The following is a 16,094-nucleotide window of genomic DNA, read 5'->3' on the forward strand; positions in this document are numbered from 1 at the left end:
CGGCGCAGCCGGTGGCCGCCCCGGCCGGATCCGCGCCACCGTCCTGGCCGGTTCCGGCCACCGGCCTGGATAACTGACGAGTCGTCAGCTAGCGTCCCCTTCGCCATCCGCCCGGCGAAGGGGACGCCGTCATGTCAGCCCGCCCGTCACCCCACCACCCCGCGACGAGGCTCCCCCGGACTCCGTCCGGGGGGACCCCCACCGCGCCGCCCCGCTGCACCACGGTCCTGCGCTTCAACCTCGTCGACCCGTCGCCCACCCCCGAAGGGCTCGCCGCGCGCTACCGGGCCGCCCTGGAGATGGCCGCGTTCGCCGACGACCGCGGCCTGACCATGGTCCAGACCGAGGAGCACCACGCCACCACCAACGGCTGGATGCCCGCTCCGCTCGCCTTCGCGGGCGCCGTCTTCGGCGCCACCCGGCGCATCGGCGTCACCGTCTCCGCGCTGATCACCCCGCTGCACGACCCGCTGCGGCTGGCCGAGGACATCGCCGCGCTCGACCTGCTCAGCGGCGGCCGGCTGGTGACCGTCGCCGGCCTCGGCTACCGGCCCGAGGAGTACGCGGCGCACGGCAAGGACTGGCGGGGCCGCGGCGCCCTCCAGGACGAGGTGCTGCGGACGCTGCTCTCCGCCTGGACCGGTGAGCCGTTCACCTATCAGGGGCGTACGGTCCGGGTCACCCCGCGCCCGTACACCCGGCCGCATCCGCTGCTGCTGGTCGGCGGCGGTTCGCGGCCGGCGGCCCGGCGCGCCGCCCGGTTCGGGCTGCCCCTCTTCCCCAGCGACCGCCTGCCGGAGCTGGAGCGCTACTACCACGAGCAGCGCGCCGGGTTCGGCACCGAGGGCTGGGTGATGCAGCCGCCGGAGCGCACCTGCCTGCTGCACATCTCCGAGGATCCGGACCGGAGTTGGGCCGAGTACGGCGGGCATCTGCTGCACGAGGCGCGGATGTACGCCTCGTGGCAGTCCGCCGGGATCCGCTCCGCGGTGCGCTCCACCGCCGGGGACGCCGCGGCGCTGCGCGCGGAGGGCGTGTACCGGATCGTCACGCCGGAGGCGTGTGTGAAGCTGGCCCAAGAGGCGGGCGCCCAGGGCACGTTGATCCTGCATCCGCTGTGCGGCGGGATGCCGGTCGACGAGGGCTGGCGGTCGCTGCACCTGTTCGCGGAGCGGGTGCTGCCCGGGCTCGGGGGCTGACGCGGGGCGGCCGGAGCGGCGGCGCGCACGTCACGGCGGATTGTCAGTGGCGGGTGTCACGATCGGTGCATGAGCTTCTTCGACGGTCTGATCGCTCCCGACCCACCACCCGAACCCCCCGCCGACACCATGGTGTTGAGCGCCTACGATCCCGGCGGCACCGAGGATTTCGCGCCCGCCCACTGGTTCGTGCCGGCTCAGCTGCCGCAGGTGGCGGAGGTCGGCGCCGGCCCCGACGTGCGGATCATGCTGACCGGCTGGGAGGTGTGGCCGGCGTCGGTGACGATGCGGTTGGCGGTCTTCCTGCGGCGGATCGAGCCGGGCGGCCGGACCACGCCGTACGGCCGCCCCGGCAGCGGGGCGCTGCGCTGCGGGCTGCTGCTGGCCGACGGGCGGAAGGTCACCACCCTCGACGGCGAGCCCTGGCCGATGGCCGACGGGAGCCGCCCCACGCTCCGGCTGAGCGGCGGCACGGGCGGCGCCTTCCACTACGAACTGGAGCTGCACCTCTCGCAGTTGCCGCCCGCCGGGCCGGCCCAGCTGGTGGTCGAGTGGCCGGACGAGGGCGTGCCGGAGACGGTCACGGTCGTCGACGCGGCGATCCTGCGGGCGTCGGCCGGCGGCGCGCTGGAGATCTGGCCGGACGCCGCGCCGCCCGCCCACTCCGGGGCCGGTGAGGAGCCGCGGGGGTTCCTCAGCGTCAGCCTGGGGCCGTCCGAGATCCTGGCGCAGCCGCCGGCGGCGGGGCTGCCCGCGTGGTCCCCGCCGGCCCCCGACCCGGCGCGCGGCGACTGGGAGGAGCTGGCCCCCTTCCACTGGCAGGACACCGAGCTGATCAGGGCGCGCCTGGCGCGGGGAGCCGATCCGGCCGTGCTGCGGTCGGGTTCCCTGGACGCCCCGCTGCATCTGGCCGCCGCTCACAGCTCCCCGGAGATCGTCGCCGAACTCCTCGCGCGGGGGCCGGAGGTGGACGTGGTGGACGACCAGGGCGGCACTCCCCTGTGGCACGCGGTCGTGCACGGCGCCGAGGCGAACGCCGCGCTGCTGCTCGGGGCCGGCGCCGATGCCTGGCGCCCGCGGATCGGCGGCCGTTCGCCCGGCCGGCTGGCCCTGACGACGTCCCTGGCCCCGCTGTTCGCCGGGCTGCCGGACGCGGTGCCGCTGACGCCCCGGGAGCGCGCCGCCCAGCAGGACGCCGACGACCGGGCCGCGGTCTTCGAGGGGGTGGAGACGGAGGGCCTCTCGGTCGCCTTCGTCCCCGGCGTCGGCGAGGAGGAGGCCGTGCGGCGCCTGGGCCGCGACCCCGGCGAGTGCCCGGTCCTCGACCTGGACGCGGAGCCCGGCCCGCACGGCACCGGCCCGCACGGCTTCGATCCGTACGCGCTGGAGGAGGCCGAGCGGCAGGTGGGGGTGACGGGTGTGCCGGGCGGATGCGTCCTGGTCCAGCCCGTGTCGTATCGGCTGAGCACCGCCCCGGTGCTGGACGCGCTCTCCGCCGGCACCACCGCCTACGGCGTCTACTTCAACCCCAGCGGGGGCACCTTCGGCGCGCTCTCCCGGGACGGCCGAACCGAGCTCACCGAGGAGATCGGCCTCCCGCCGTACGGGGACGAGCCGGACGGCCACTGGCTGTACCGCTTCTGGAGCTGGGACCGGCCGGACGGCATGTACGGCGCCGCCGAGCTGGCGTACGCCTCCGCGAGGGCGGGCCTGCGCCTGGCGGACCCGCACGCGGTCGCCGGTGCGCCGCGCCGCTGGGTGGAGATACCGGACGGCAGCCCGCTGCTGGGCTGAGGCTCCCGGGCTCCCGGGCCGCGTCCGGAGACGACCGCTGCCCCCGGCTCGGGTGAGCCGGGGGCAGCAGCCACAACTGAGGAGACGGACTGGCGGGGGGTTAGCCCATCTCCTCCAACGCCTTGCCCTTGGTCTCCTTCACGTACTTGAGCACGAAGGGGATCGAGAGCAGGGCGAAGACCATGTAGATCACGTAGGTGCCCGAGAGGTTCCAGTCGGACAGGCTCGGGAAGCTGGCCGTGATGACCCAGTTGGCGATCCACTGCGCGGAGGCGGCGACGCCCAGCGCGGCGGCGCGGATCTTGTTCGGGAACATCTCGCCGAGGAAGACCCAGACCACGACGCCCCAGGAGAGCGCGAAGAAGAGGACGAAGCCGTGGGCGGCGATCAGGGCGATGGTGCCCTCGGCGGTCGGCAGGGTGCCGGCGGCGGACTTGGCGGAGAAGGCCCACGCCTCCAGGCCGAGCGCGACGGCCATACCGGCCGAGCCGATCAGTGCCAGCGGGCGGCGGCCGATCCGGTCGACGAAGATCATCGCGATCACGGTGCCGATGATGTTGATGATCGAGGTGGTGAAGCTGTAGAAGAACGAGCTCTCGGGGTTGATCCCGACGGACTGCCACAGCGTCGAGGAGTAGTAGAAGGCGACGTTGATGCCGACCAGCTGCTGGAAGACGGAGAGCCCGATGCCGACCCAGACGATCGGCAGGAAGCCCCCCTTGCCGCCGAGCAGGTCCTTGAAGGTCGACTTGTGCTCGCTGCGCATCGCCTCCTCGATCTCGACGACCCGGGCGTCGAGGTCGACGGCGTGGCCCTCGACCTCGGCCAGCACCTCCTTGGCGCGGTCGGTCTTGCCGATGGAGATCAGGAAGCGCGGCGACTCGGGGATCGCGAAGGACAGCAGACCGTAGAGGACGGCCGGGATCACCATCACGCCGAGCATCCACTGCCAGGCTTCCAGGCCGGCGATCTTGCCGCGCTGGTCGCCGTGGGCGAGGTTGAGGATGCCCCAGTTGACGAGCTGGGAGATGGCGATACCGACGACGATCGCGGCCTGCTGGAAGGAGCCGAGCCGGCCGCGGTAGGCGGACGGCGAGACCTCGGCGATGTAGGCCGGACCGATGACCGAGGCCATACCGATCGCGATACCGCCCAGCACGCGCCACATCGCCAGGTCCCAGAGGGCGAACGGCAGGGCGGAGCCGATGGCGCTGATGGTGAAGAGCGTCGCGGCGATCTGCATCACGCGGATCCGGCCGATCCGGTCGGCGATCCGGCCGGCGGTGGCGGCGCCGATGGCGCAGCCGATCAGCGCGATGGCGATCACCTGCGCCAGGCCGGCGGACCCGACGTCGTAACGGCCGCGGATCGCCTCCACGGCGCCGTTGATGACGGAGCTGTCATAACCGAAGAGGAAGCCGCCCATCGCGGCAGCCGCGGTGATGAAGATGACATGGCCGAGGTGGTCGGGGTGGGCCTTGCGGCCTTCCGGGACCGTCGGCTGCGCGGTGCTGGTCAACGTGAACTCCAGTGGCCCGGCTGCGCTGCCGGGCGTAGGGGGCTGGCACTACAAGTGGTGCATAGCTTGGGGACACCCACCACTTGAAGGTAAAAGCAACGTTGCAGAGACTATGCCTTCAAGTTTCGAAGTCAATAGTGCGTAACTGATTTGTTTCCCACAAGACAGCGGCGCGCCTCGTTCAAGTCCTGAATTGATCTTCGAAAGATGTGGCGGACGGTGACGCGGTGCGGTCTCCCCCTGGCGCTCAGTGCAGCCGCTGGCTGATCACCTTCGAGACGCCGTCGCCCTGCATCGAGACGCCGTAGAGCGCGTCGGCGACCTCCATCGTGCGCTTCTGGTGCGTGATCACGATCAGCTGGGAGCTCTCCTGGAGCTCCTCCATGATCCGGATCAGCCGCTGGAGGTTGGTGTCGTCGAGCGCCGCCTCGACCTCGTCCATCACGTAGAACGGGCTGGGCCGCGCCTTGAAGATCGACACCAGCAGCGCCACCGCCGTCAGCGATCGCTCACCGCCCGACAGCAGCGAGAGCCGCTTGACCTTCTTCCCCGGGGGCCGCGCCTCCACATCCACCCCGGTCGCCAGCATGTCGTCCGGGTTCGTCAGCACCAGCCGGCCCTCGCCGCCCGGGAAGAGCCGCGAGAAGACGCCCTCGAACTCCCGCGCGGTGTCGTGGTACGCCTCCGTGAAGACCTGCTCCACCCGCTCGTCGACCTCCTTGACCACCTGCAGCAGGTCGGCCCGGGTCTTCTTCAAGTCGTCAAGCTGCTCGCTGAGGAACTGGTGGCGCTCCTCCAGCGCCGCGAACTCCTCCAGCGCCAGCGGGTTCACCTTCCCGAGCTGCTGGTACGCCCGCTCGGCGGCCCGCAGCCGCTTCTCCTGCTCCGCGCGTACGTAGGGCACGGGCTGGTTGCGCGGGTGCTCGGGGTCCTCCGGCAGCTCCTCGCCCTCGGCCGGCGGCGACGGCGGAACGGGCTGGTCCGGGCCGTACTCCGCCATCAAGACCGCCGGCTCCACCCCCAGCTCCTCCAGCGCCCGGGTCTCCAACTGCTCGATCCGCATCCGCTTCTCGGCCCCCAGCACCTCGCCCCGGTGGACCGAGTCCGTCAGCTTGTCCAGCTCGGCCTTCAGCTCCCGGCCCTGGCCGCGCTCGGCCACCAGCGCCTGCTCCCGCTCGGCCTTGGCCCGTTCCGCGGCGGCCCGCTCCTCCTCGGCCCGTACGAGCGACACCTCGACATGCGCCAGCAGCTGCCGCGCCCCGGAAGCCACCGCCCCGGCCACTGCCGCCTCATGGCGCAGCCGGGCCCGCCGCCGCTCGGCCCGCGCCCGCGCCTCGCGCTCCGCCCGCGCCCCCCAGTCCAGTGCGTCCGCCCGCCCGGTGAGCCCCTTGACCCGCTCCTCGTGCGTCCGCGCCTGGAGCCGGGCCTCCATCTCCGTCTGCCGGGCATTGGCGCCGTCCGCGGCCAGCCGGTCGCGTACGGAGGTGTCGGGCTCCTCGTCGCCCGGCTCCTCCTCGGCCACCGCGAGCCGCTCGGCCAGCTCCTCGGCCTCCTCGGTGGCCCGCACCAGCGCCTCCTCGGCCTGGGCGACCGCCGCGGCGGAACGTTCGGCCTCGCCGGCGGCGGCCCGCGCCTGCCCGCCGAGCCGCCCCAGGTCCCCGGCGACCTTCGACTTCTCCCGGTCCGCCGCCCGCCGCCGCCCGTCCCACTCCTCGACCAGCGCGGCGCACTCGGTACGCCGCTGCGCCGCCGCCCGCTGCGCCACGGCCAGCTCCGTGCAGCGGGATCCCAGCTCCGCAAGCTCGGCCGCCGCCTCGTCGACGGACGCCCGCACCTCCAGCAGACTCGGCGCCCCGGCCGAACCGCCGTGCGCGAAGTGCGCCCCGAGCAGATCGCCCTCCGCGGTCACCGCCGTCAGCTCGGGCCGGCCGGCCACCAGCTCCTCGGCCTCCTCCAGCGTCCCGACCACCACCACGTCCCGCAGCAGCCGGGCCACCGCCGCCGTCAACTCCCGCGGCCCGTTGACCAGTTCCTGAGCGGGCACCGGCCCCGCACCGGCGACCGCCGCCCCGGCCCCGGGCGCGCCCGCGTCCACACCGGCCGCCTCGGCGCCACCGGCGCCGTCGCCGCCGACCCGCCCGGCGACCTCCACCGCCGCCACGGCCTCCACCGCACGCGCCGGCGCCGGTACCCGCACCGCCCGGCTCCCGCCGAGCACCATCGCCGCCCGTCCGGCGTCCTCCTTGCGCAGCAGCCGGATGGCCTCGGCGGCGGTGGCCGTGTCGGTGACCGCGACCGCGTCAGCCGCCGCACCGAGCGCCGCCGCCACCGGGATCTCGAACCCGGGGGTGACCGTCAGCAGTTCCGCCGCCGGGCCGAGCAGCCCGCTCAGCCGGTCGGTGGCCGCCAGCAGCGCACCGGTGCCGTCCTTGCGGCGCAGTCCGAGCGCCAGCGCGTCGTGCCGCGCCGCCGTCGCGGCGCGCTCGCGCTCGGCCGCGGTCAGCGCCTCCCGCGCGGCGGTCAGCGCGGCCTCCGCCGCGGCCAGCTCCCGGCGGGCCGCCTCGTACCGCTCCCCGGTCTCCGCGTCGTCCGCGTCCAGTCCCGCGACCTCGCCCTTGAGCTGCTCGTACTCCTCCTGGGCGGCCACCGCCCGACCCCGGGCCGCGTCCCGGGCCTCGGTGAGCCGGCCGATCTCCGCCTGCGCCGAGGCGGCCCGGCCGCGCGCCGCGGTGACCTGGCCGCTCAGCCGCGCCAGCCCCTCGCGCCGGTCGGCGATGGCCCGGGCGGCATCCCGCAGCCGCCGCTCCTCGTCGGCCAACTGCCGCTCCAGCCCGGCCCGGTGCTCGACGGTGTCCTCCAGCGCCCGGCTCGCCGCCTCCAGCGCGGCCGTCAACTCCGCCTCCTGCTCGCGGATCCGGGCCGCCTCCCGCTCCATGTCCTCCGGGTCGCGGCCCTGCCGCTCGTCCGGCGGAGCCGCCGAGGCGCTCCTGACCCGCGCCTCGGCCAGCGAGGTCGTGCCGCGCACCCGCTCGGCGAGCTGCGACAGCTCGTACCAGGTCTGCTGGGCCCGCTGCACCCGCGGCGTGAGGGTACGCACCTCCTCTTCCAGCGCCGCCTCACGCTGCTGGGCGGTCCGCAGCCGGGCCTCCGCCGCCTCCTTGCGCTCCTTGAGCGCCGCCTCGTCGGCGATCTCCGCGGCCAGCGCCCGGCGCAGGGTGACGAGATCATCGGCGAGCAGCCGCAGCCGGGCGTCGCGGAGATCGGCCTGGATGACGGCGGCCCGCCGGGCGACCGCGGCCTGCCGCCCCAGCGGTTTGAGCTGCCGCCGCAGCTCGTCGGTCAGATCCTGTACGCGGGCGAGATTGGCCTTCATCGCGTCCAGCTTCCGCAGCGCCTTCTCTTTGCGCTTGCGGTGCTTGAGGACGCCGGCCGCCTCCTCGATAAACGCCCGGCGGCCCATCGGATCGGCGTGCAGAACGGAGTCGAGCTGGCCCTGGCCGACGATGACATGCATCTCGCGGCCGATACCGGAGTCGGAAAGGAGTTCCTGGATATCCAGCAGCCGGCAGGTGTCGCCGTTGATCTGGTACTCGCTGCCGCCATTCCGGAACATGATCCGGGTGATGGTGACTTCGGCGTATTCGATGGGCAGCGCGCCGTCGGAATTGTCGATCGTGAGCGAGACCTCGGCCCGGCCCAGCGGTGGCCGGCCGGTCGTCCCGGCGAAGATGACGTCCTCCATCTTCCCGCCGCGCAGCGACTTTGCACCCTGCTCGCCCATGACCCAGGACAGCGCGTCCACGACGTTGGACTTGCCGGAACCGTTCGGGCCCACGACGCAGGTGATGCCCGGTTCGAACCGCAGCGTCGTGGCGGAGGCGAAGGACTTGAAGCCTCGCAGGGTCAGACTCTTGAGGTGCACGCCTTTGGACTCTACCGGCCGCTCCTCGGCGGACGTCCCCAACATTCCGGCACCGGCTCACCGCCCGGTACGGCCCCCGGGTATCCGGCGGGCGCCGCTTTTCGGTTTCACCGGTGAAAGTGCAGGGCACATGATGCGGTGAGGGAGGCACCGGAGGACTGAAGTGACCGGACGGCGAGGCGCCGGCCGGCGGAATTCAGGCCGCCGGACGGAATTCCACCATCGGGGAAAGTGCCACGAGAACGACGAAGGGACGCCGAAGCGTCCCTTGCAGATCTTGAAGAGCGGTGCCTCAAGCGGCTGGCGAGCAGCCCGACCGACCCTGGGGTTGGGGTCAGGTGAGCGCGGGCTCCGCCTGGGGTACGTCGATGTCGAGCACCGAATCGTCGCGACGTGCGGCAGCCGACAGCATGTCGTTCTCGGCCTGCATCCGAATAAGTTCGGATTCAAGGTCCTGGACGCGCTGCTGAAGCCGTCGCATCTCGGAGAGGACTCGGGGGTCGGAGCCGCCGACGTAACCGAGAAGCGCCTTTGCCATGATGGATGGTCCTCCACAATGAGTGACCGACCGAAGCGGTGTGGGTCGTGAGGGATTCGCACCCGCGGTGCTTGTCATTCTCCAGGTGCCTTCAATGCCAAACAGCTAAGGTGCGCGGGGATTCCAGAGTCTCACCAAACGGATGGAGGGTCAACACGATCACACCCCGTATCCTCGGGCACCTGAGAGTGCGCGGCCTCGGGGCACTGCGCCGACTCCCCAGAAACGTCCCGCGGGGGCGTGGAGATCATCCGTACAGCGGCAGCCTTGCACGGGTCGGCCGAGTTGGCAACCACCAGGGCTTATCTCCTGTAAGCAGCTGACAAAGGCATACCACCAAGATCAGCCACGGCCCCCGGACCGACGGCCTTTCCGGGCCATGTCAGCGGATCGCGAACCCGTCGTAGCCGCCCCGGGGCGTGTCCCATATCTCAGTGACGCCGTCGACGGCCCCGGGCGTGTCCCCGGTGCGGAGCCAGTCCAGCAACTCCTCGCAGCGGTCCCGCGGGCCCTCGGCGACGACCTGGACCCGGCCGTCGCCGAGATTGACCGCGAAGCCGACGAGTTCGCCGATGCGCAGAGCGTTCGCACGGGTGAACCAGCGGAACCCAACTCCCTGGACCCGGCCGCGTACCCAGGCGGTCATCCGCACGTCTTCCTCCATGTGTGCACGTTAACCGGCCAATTGCTCAGGAGGAACTTCGGCCCCTCCCGTCATGGCGTACAGTCCCCCGACAGCGAAGGCTCACTCTTTCGGGTGAGTCGATGTGACGCTGACGGAAGGAACCACCGCGGATGGGCCGCCACCGACGCTCTGCTCCCCACGCGCCCGAATCCCCTGGTACGGGGCCAGTTGACGGACCGACAGACGCGCCGCAGGCCGCCCGCCACCGCGCCCATCACGCCGCCCGGCCCCGCCGGTCGGCCCCGGTGCGCACCGGACTGCTCGGCGCCTCCGCCGCGATGGCGATGGGGGCGGTGGCGGTCGCGTCCGGACTCGTCCCCGGCGGCGGCCAGTTCGTGGTGGGCGGCGACGGCCACCGTGCCGACCGGGTCCGCGCCGGTGCACTGCCGGACCTGCAGCCCCAGGAGAGCCGCTCCGCGGCACCGACCGGTGCCACGGACCCGGCGACCGGCAGCAGCGGTGGCGGCGGGCAGCCCGCGACCCCCGGCACCGGACAGCCCGCCGCCACCGACACCCCCTCCTCCCCCGCCCCCAGCGCCTCCCCGTCGGCGGGCCGGGCCTCCGCCCCACCCGCCGCAACGCCCGGTGCACCGCAGTCCGCGCAGCCCACCGGCCGGCCCACGAGCCCGGCGCCCACGAGCTCGGCGACGGCGTCGAAGGCCCCCGAAACCGGGACGTCCGCCGCGGCGCAGGTGCTCTCGCTGGTCAATCAGCAGCGCGCGACGGCCGGCTGCTCGCCGGTGGCCGACAGCAGCCAACTGGACGGTCTGGCCCAGCATTTCAGCGAGGACATGGCGCAGCGGGGGTTCTTCGGCCACACCGATCCGGACGGCCACACCCCGTGGGACCGGGCCCGCGTTCTCGGGATAACCGACCTCGGCGGCGAGAACATAGCCCGCGGCCAGGCCGACGCCCGGGCCGTGATGGACACCTGGATGAACAGCCCGGGGCACCGCGCCAACATCCTGAACTGCGAGTACAGGACCCTCGGCGTCGGCGCGCACTTCGGGCCGGGCGGCCCGTGGTGGACCCAGGAGTTCGGCTTCTGAGCCCGCCGCCCGGTGCGGGTCGCCGGGCCGGTCCGGCTCAGCGCGGCCGGGGCGGGCGCTGGCAGCGCGGGCAGAAGTAGCTGGAGCGGTTCATCCAGGGGCGTCGGCGGATCGGCGTACCGCAGCGGCGGCACGGTTCGTCCTCGCGGCCGTACGCGTCCAGGGAGCGCTCGAAGTAGCCGGACTCGCCGTTGACGTTGACGTAGAGGCTGTCGAAGCTGGTGCCGCCGACGGCCAGCGCCGCGTTCATCACGTCCCGTACGTGCCCCAGCAGCTCGGCGGTGCGCGGGCGGGTGAAGGTGGCGGTCGGCCGCTCGTAGTGGAGCCGGGAGCGCCACAGCGCCTCGTCGGCGTAGATGTTGCCGACGCCGCTGATCAGCGACTGGTCCAGCAGGGCCCGCTTGACGGTGGTGCGGCGGCGGCGCAGCGCGTCGTGGAAGGCGGCGTCGTCGAAGGCCGGGTCGAGCGGGTCGCGGGCGATGTGCGCGATGACGTCGGGGAGCAGGTCGGCGTCGCCGGGGACGGTGTCGTGCAGCGAGAGGCCGCCGAAGGTCCGCTGGTCGACGAAGCGCAGCTCGGTGCCGAGGTCGTCGGCGAAGCGGATCCGGATCCGCAGGTGCTTCTCGTCGGGGGCGTCCTGCGGCTGGACCAGCAGCTGGCCGCTCATGCCGAGGTGCGCCAGGACCGCCAGGCCGTGGGTGACGGACGGGGTGATGATCGGCGCGATGCCCTCGGCGGCGCTCTGCGCGGCCGGACCGCCGCCGGTCACCGGGAGCCAGAGGTACTTGCCGCGCCGGCGGGCGGTGCCGATCCGCAGCCCCGTGAGCCGGTCCGCGAAGTCGGCCGCGCCCGCGGTGTGCCGGCGGATCGCGCGCGGGTGGCGGACCTCGACGGCGTCGACGGTCCGGCCGCTGACCCAGCGCGCAAGGCCACGGCGTACGACCTCGACCTCGGGCAGCTCGGGCACGGGGCGCTCCTCAGCATCGTCGGGAAAGACTTCTGACCCCGTCCGCGGCGGTCGGGCCGCCACGGACGGGGTCAGAGGGAGTGGTTCAGTGTGCCGGCGACGAGCCGTCGCCGGAAGCCTGAGCCGAGTCGCCGGAAGCCGGTGACTCCTTGGCCTTGGCCGCCTCGTCCGCCGCGGCGCGGATCGCACGCCACGCGGACTCGGCCGCCTGCTGCTCGGCTTCCTTCTTGCTGCGGCCGGTGCCGGTGCCGTACGAGACACCACCGACGCGGGCGGCAGCAGTAAAGGTCTTCTCGTGGTCCGGACCGGTCTCGGTGACCAGGTACTCCGGAACACCGAGGCCCTCGGTCGCGGTGAGCTCCTGGAGGCTGGTCTTCCAGTCGAGGCCGGCGCCCAGGCTGGAGGACTTCTCGATCAGCGGGTCGAAGAGCCGGTGCACCAGCTCGCCGGCCGCGTCGAGGCCCTGGTCGAGATAGACCGCGCCGATCACCGCTTCCAGGGTGTCGGCGAGGATGGACGCCTTGTCCCGGCCGCCCGTGCCCTCTTCGCCCCGGCCGAGGCGGATGAAGGCGCCGAGGTCGAGGCCGCGGCCCACCTCGGCGAGCGCCCGCGAGTTGACCACCGCGGCCCGCAGTTTGGCCAGCTGGCCTTCCGGCAGGTCGGGGTGGATGCGGTACAGCGTGTCCGTGACCACCAGGCCGAGCACCGAATCCCCGAGGAATTCGAGCCGCTCGTTGGTGGGCAGACCGCCGTTCTCGTAGGCGTACGAGCGGTGCGTCAGCGCACGCACCAGAAGGGCGGACTCAAGTGTGTACCCGAGCCGCCCTTCCAGAAGCGTGTGGGACGAGGCCGTGTCCGCGGGAGCCGTTTCCTCCCCGCGTGCGCGGGGTGACGAATGAGCGTCTTCCGCCTTCTTGGGGCTAGACACAGTGCCTGTCACCAGCCGCTCAGACCGCGATGACCTGGCGCTTGTTGTAGGTGCCGCAGCTGGGGCACGCGATGTGCTGCTGCTTCGGCTCGTGGCAGCGCTCGCACGCCACCAGGGTGGGGACCGCAGCCTTCCACTGCGACCGGCGGTGGCGCGTGTTGCTGCGCGACATCTTCCGCTTCGGAACAGCCACGGCTACTTCTCCTGAGGTTCATCCCCGCCGTCGCGGGGTACGTTGTCCTTCTCGCGGTCCTGGTTGGTCCCGGCGAGTCCCTGCAGTGCCGCCCAGCGCATGTCGACGGCATCGTGGTGGTGGTCCAGATCGTCCGCCAGCCGCGCTCCGCAGTCGGAGCACAGGCCGGGGCAGTCGTCCTGGCACACCGGCTGCAGCGGCAGTGACAGCACCACCGCGTCCCGCAGCACGGGTTCGAGGTCGAACAGGTCGTCCTCGATGTGGAGGGTGTCCTCCTCGTCCTCGGCGTCGTCGCCGGACTCCGCGGTGCGGGTCCGGGCATCGGCGTCGGGGTAGGAGAACAGCTCCTGGAAGTCCGCTTCGAGCACCTGCTCCAGCGGCTCCAGACACCTTACGCACTCCCCCTTGACGGTTGCACGGGCGGTGCCTGTGACAAGCACCCCGTCCATGACCGCTTCCAGGCGGAGGGCGAGCTCGATCGGTTCGCCCTCGGGCACTCCGATGACCTCGTTGCCGAGGTCCGCGGGGGCCTCGGCGGAGCGGGAGAGCCGCTTGAGCGTGCCGGGACGACGACCCAGCTCGCGTGTATCGAACACGAGCGGGGAACGGTGGTCGAGGCGGGCGTTGATGGCTTCCTGCTTTCTGTACTGCGGTATCCGCCGTCCGTCGCCGACGAGCGGCAAGCGGGCAGCAGTGATCGCGGACATACACGCGACCGAAGAGCCAGGATACTGGACCGGCCCCGATAGGCCCAATCCGCATCCGGCCGTTCCCGGCGCGCGGGTCGGGCACCCCGGGGCCGGGACGCCTACTGGCGGCCCTCTTCGTACTGCCGCAGCTGGTCCAGGTTGATCAGGCTGGTGTCGAAGAGGCTGGTCTCGTCCAGTGCGCCGGGGTGCTGCGCGGTGTGCTGGGGCTGCGCGGGCACCTGCGGCGGGAGGTAGCCGGTGTTCGGGTCGTAGCCCTGCTGGGTCTGCTGCTGGGCCTGCTGCCAGTCGTAGGCGTACGGGTCCTGGTGCTGGGCGTACGAGACCTGCTCGGGCTGCTGCTGGTAGGCGTAGACGTCCGGCTGCTGGTAGGCGGCGGCCTGGTCGGTGTAGTAGACGGGCTGCGGCTGCTCGTGGAGCTGCTGCTGGGGTGCGGAGTCGTGACCGGTGCCGATGCCCGCCAGGCCGGCCAGGTACTCGGCGTCGGCCTGCGGCGCGGAGGCGGACTGCGGGTCGCCCTGGGCCGCCAGGTGGGCGCCGAGCTCGTCGACGGCGCGGGCGCCCTGGAGCTTGTCGCGGCCCCGGCCGACCGCTTCGAGGGTCTTGGTCAGCACGGCCTGGAAGGCGCCGAACTTGGTGTCCACGTACTCGTCCGCGCGCCGCTTGAGGGTCTCCGGGTCGGAGCTGCGCTCGGGGGCCTCGGCGTCCGCCTGCGCGTCGTAGTCCGGCCCGTAGGGCCCCGGGTCGAGGCCGAGCAGCTTCTCGCGGCCGCGGTCGACGGATCCGATGGTCTTGGTGAGCACGACCTCGAAGTTCGCGAGCTTGCTGTCCACGTAGTCGTCGGCCTGGGCGCGGACCTCCTCGGCCTCCCGGCGGGCCTCCGCCAGGATCCGGTCCGCCTCGTCCTGGGACTGCCGGGCGACCTCGGTGTCGGAGATCAGCGAACCGCGGTGGGCGTGCGCGGACTCGATGATCCGCTCCGCCTCGGCGCGCGCCTCCTCGACCATCTGCTCACGCCCGCCGAGCAGTTCCTGGGCCTGTGCGAGGGAGCCGGGCAGGGCCGTACGCACTTCCTCCAGCATGGCGAGCAGCTCGGCGCGGTTGACCACGCACGAGGCCGACATGGGCACGGACCGGGCACCGCCGACGGCTGCGACGATGTCGTCGAGCTTCTTCTGGACGTCCACCTTGGACTCGCCACTCTCTGCAGGGTTGGAACGAGGGAACGGGACGACTGTACGGCCAGGGACCCCCGGCCCGACACCTACTGACGCCCCATCAGAAAGCCTCCGGAGGCAGTCGGCCCGCACCGCGTCGCGGACCGGGTCACGACTGCCGGCGGAGCCGCTCGGTCAGCGCGTCCAGGACGAACGGCGGGACCAGGTGGGAGACGTCTCCGCCCCAGGCCGCGACCTCCTTGACGAGGCTGGAGGACAGGAAGCTGTAGGTGGGGTTGGTGGGGACGAACAGCGTCTCCACCCCGGAGAGGCCGTTGTTCATCTGGGCCATCTGGAGTTCGTAGTCGAAGTCGCTGACCGCGCGCAGCCCCTTGACGATGGCGGGGATGTCGCGCTGCTTGCAGAAGTCGACCAGCAGGCCGTGGAAGGACTCGACCTCGACGTTGCCGTACTCGGCAGTGGCCCGGCGGATCAGGTCGATCCGCTCCTCGACCGTGAACAGCCCCTTCTTGGACTGGTTGATCATCACGGCGACATGGACGACGTCGTACAGCTTGGAGGCACGGGCGATGATGTCCAGGTGCCCGTTGGTGATGGGGTCGAAGGACCCCGGACAGACGGCGCGGCGCAACTTCGTCTCCTCGCTCTCCGGTCCGTTCATGACACGCTTGTTGACGTCGATTCGGCGGACGCCGAAGCGGCGCGACCGTACCAAAGCGTCCCCTCGCCGTAGCGACGGGCCTTGATCGCTTCGAAACCGTCCGGCCAGGGGAACGTGCCGCCTCGGGTACTCCGTTCCACGGTGACGAGTGCCTCCTCGGCAAGCCACCCCTGACCACGGAGTGTGAGCAGAATCTCGCGGAGTTCGTCGTCGCCGACCGCGTACGGCGGGTCCAGGAAGGCGATGTCGTACGGCTCGGCCGGGGCCGGGGCGGCGGCGGTCTGCTCGGCCCTGCCGACGCGGACCTCGGCACCGGGCAGGCCGACCGCCCGGACGTTCTCGCGGATGGTGCGGACGGCACGGGCGTCGGCCTCGACCAGCAGGACGTGCGCGGCGCCGCGGGAGAGCGCCTCCAGACCGACCGCGCCGGAACCGCCGTACAGATCGAGCACCCGGGCACCGGTCAGCGGCCCGTCGAGCGACTCCCACGTGGAGAACAGGCCCTCGCGCGCCCGGTCGGAGGTCGGGCGGGTGCCGTTCCCCGGGGGTACGGCGAGGCGCCGGCCGCCGGCCGTACCGGCGATCACGCGGGTCATGGGCCCGTCCTTACGTTGAGCATGGTCGGTGGTGCAGGGACGGGCGCCCCGGTGGGCTCCCGCTCTCCCACGATATTCCGTCACCTGCGCGGCGGTGCCCGGCCGCGTCGCCCTCCCGCCGTGATCGATCTCACCCGGCGGGCACTCCCCCGCCCTGC

At 72.6% G+C, this 16,094-nt stretch carries 14 protein-coding genes; 3 read left to right on the forward strand and 11 right to left on the reverse strand.

All coding sequences use genetic code 11. From position 1 onward, the window contains the following. Nucleotides 1-131: 131 nt before the first annotated feature. Together ACO1BR_RS17485 and ACO1BR_RS17490 are read left to right on the forward strand one after the other, a co-directional pair. Complete coding sequence (locus ACO1BR_RS17485) at nucleotides 132-1,199, forward strand: LLM class flavin-dependent oxidoreductase (protein WP_426795988.1); 1,068 nt, start codon at nucleotides 132-134, stop codon at nucleotides 1,197-1,199. Nucleotides 1,200-1,268: 69 nt separating this feature from the next. Beyond that, the gene (locus ACO1BR_RS17490) at nucleotides 1,269-2,993 is read left to right on the forward strand and encodes an ankyrin repeat domain-containing protein (RefSeq protein ID WP_426795989.1); all 1,725 of its coding nucleotides are present in this window, start codon (nucleotides 1,269-1,271) and stop codon (nucleotides 2,991-2,993) included. A 100-nt stretch (nucleotides 2,994-3,093) separates the two neighbouring features. Here the strand turns inward: ACO1BR_RS17490 and ACO1BR_RS17495 are convergent, their stop codons facing one another. From ACO1BR_RS17495 to ACO1BR_RS17510, 4 genes are all read right to left on the reverse strand, one after another. After that, on the reverse strand, nucleotides 3,094-4,512 hold the full coding sequence (locus ACO1BR_RS17495; protein ID WP_426795990.1) for a sugar porter family MFS transporter: 1,419 nt from the start codon (nucleotides 4,510-4,512) through the stop codon (nucleotides 3,094-3,096). A 247-nt stretch (nucleotides 4,513-4,759) separates the two neighbouring features. Beyond that, nucleotides 4,760-8,434, reverse strand: a complete 3,675-nt coding sequence (locus tag ACO1BR_RS17500; protein ID WP_426795991.1) for a chromosome segregation SMC family protein — start codon at nucleotides 8,432-8,434, stop codon at nucleotides 4,760-4,762. A gap of 334 nt (nucleotides 8,435-8,768) precedes the next feature. Further along, nucleotides 8,769-8,972, reverse strand: coding sequence for a hypothetical protein (locus ACO1BR_RS17505; RefSeq protein ID WP_043266296.1), 204 nt, complete (start codon nucleotides 8,970-8,972; stop codon nucleotides 8,769-8,771). 382 nt (nucleotides 8,973-9,354) lie between these two features. Beyond that, nucleotides 9,355-9,636, reverse strand: coding sequence for an acylphosphatase (locus ACO1BR_RS17510; protein ID WP_426795992.1), 282 nt, complete (start codon nucleotides 9,634-9,636; stop codon nucleotides 9,355-9,357). Nucleotides 9,637-9,767: 131 nt separating this feature from the next. Here ACO1BR_RS17510 and ACO1BR_RS17515 point away from each other — a divergent pair, with 131 nt between their 5' ends. Further along, complete coding sequence (locus ACO1BR_RS17515) at nucleotides 9,768-10,706, forward strand: CAP domain-containing protein (RefSeq protein WP_426795993.1); 939 nt, start codon at nucleotides 9,768-9,770, stop codon at nucleotides 10,704-10,706. Between the two features lie 37 nt (nucleotides 10,707-10,743). On the opposite strand, the gene mutM is transcribed toward ACO1BR_RS17515, so the two are convergent. From mutM to rsmD, 7 genes are all read right to left on the reverse strand, one after another. Beyond that, nucleotides 10,744-11,673 (reverse strand): bifunctional DNA-formamidopyrimidine glycosylase/DNA-(apurinic or apyrimidinic site) lyase, encoded by a 930-nt coding sequence (gene mutM / locus ACO1BR_RS17520; RefSeq protein WP_426795994.1) that lies wholly within the window; start codon nucleotides 11,671-11,673, stop codon nucleotides 10,744-10,746. Nucleotides 11,674-11,758: 85 nt separating this feature from the next. Then, nucleotides 11,759-12,613, reverse strand: coding sequence for a ribonuclease III (gene rnc, locus ACO1BR_RS17525; protein ID WP_426795995.1), 855 nt, complete (start codon nucleotides 12,611-12,613; stop codon nucleotides 11,759-11,761). A gap of 7 nt (nucleotides 12,614-12,620) precedes the next feature. Further along, on the reverse strand, nucleotides 12,621-12,794 hold the full coding sequence (gene rpmF / locus ACO1BR_RS17530; RefSeq protein ID WP_043266291.1) for a 50S ribosomal protein L32: 174 nt from the start codon (nucleotides 12,792-12,794) through the stop codon (nucleotides 12,621-12,623). Between the two features lie 2 nt (nucleotides 12,795-12,796). Beyond that, a complete protein-coding gene (locus ACO1BR_RS17535) occupies nucleotides 12,797-13,423 on the reverse strand; it encodes a YceD family protein (RefSeq protein ID WP_426796022.1) in 627 nt (208 codons plus the stop codon). A 179-nt stretch (nucleotides 13,424-13,602) separates the two neighbouring features. Beyond that, complete coding sequence (locus ACO1BR_RS17540; protein ID WP_426795996.1) at nucleotides 13,603-14,688, reverse strand: ATP synthase F0 subunit B; 1,086 nt, start codon at nucleotides 14,686-14,688, stop codon at nucleotides 13,603-13,605. A gap of 139 nt (nucleotides 14,689-14,827) precedes the next feature. Continuing rightward, nucleotides 14,828-15,310, reverse strand: a complete 483-nt coding sequence (gene coaD / locus ACO1BR_RS17545) for a pantetheine-phosphate adenylyltransferase (RefSeq protein WP_426796023.1) — start codon at nucleotides 15,308-15,310, stop codon at nucleotides 14,828-14,830. 26 nt (nucleotides 15,311-15,336) lie between these two features. Then, nucleotides 15,337-15,936, reverse strand: coding sequence for a 16S rRNA (guanine(966)-N(2))-methyltransferase RsmD (rsmD, locus tag ACO1BR_RS17550; protein WP_426795997.1), 600 nt, complete (start codon nucleotides 15,934-15,936; stop codon nucleotides 15,337-15,339). Nucleotides 15,937-16,094 lie beyond the last annotated feature (158 nt).

It is taken from the genome of Streptomyces sp. YGL11-2 (assembly GCF_050054615.1).
Taxonomy (GTDB): Bacteria; Actinomycetota; Actinomycetes; order Streptomycetales; family Streptomycetaceae; genus Streptomyces.

What these genes read in the sequence shown, in the direction of transcription:
- ACO1BR_RS17485 (WP_426795988.1), top strand. Translation starts at nt 132, where the DNA reads ATGTCAGCCCGCCCGTCACCCCACCACCCCGCGACGAGGCTCCCCCGG.
- ACO1BR_RS17490 (WP_426795989.1), top strand. Translation starts at nt 1,269, where the DNA reads ATGAGCTTCTTCGACGGTCTGATCGCTCCCGACCCACCACCCGAACCC.
- ACO1BR_RS17505 (WP_043266296.1), bottom strand. Translation starts at nt 8,972, where the DNA reads ATGGCAAAGGCGCTTCTCGGTTACGTCGGCGGCTCCGACCCCCGAGTC.
- ACO1BR_RS17510 (WP_426795992.1), bottom strand. Translation starts at nt 9,636, where the DNA reads ATGGAGGAAGACGTGCGGATGACCGCCTGGGTACGCGGCCGGGTCCAG.
- ACO1BR_RS17515 (WP_426795993.1), top strand. Translation starts at nt 9,768, where the DNA reads ATGGGCCGCCACCGACGCTCTGCTCCCCACGCGCCCGAATCCCCTGGT.
- rsmD (WP_426795997.1), bottom strand. Translation starts at nt 15,936, where the DNA reads ATGACCCGCGTGATCGCCGGTACGGCCGGCGGCCGGCGCCTCGCCGTA.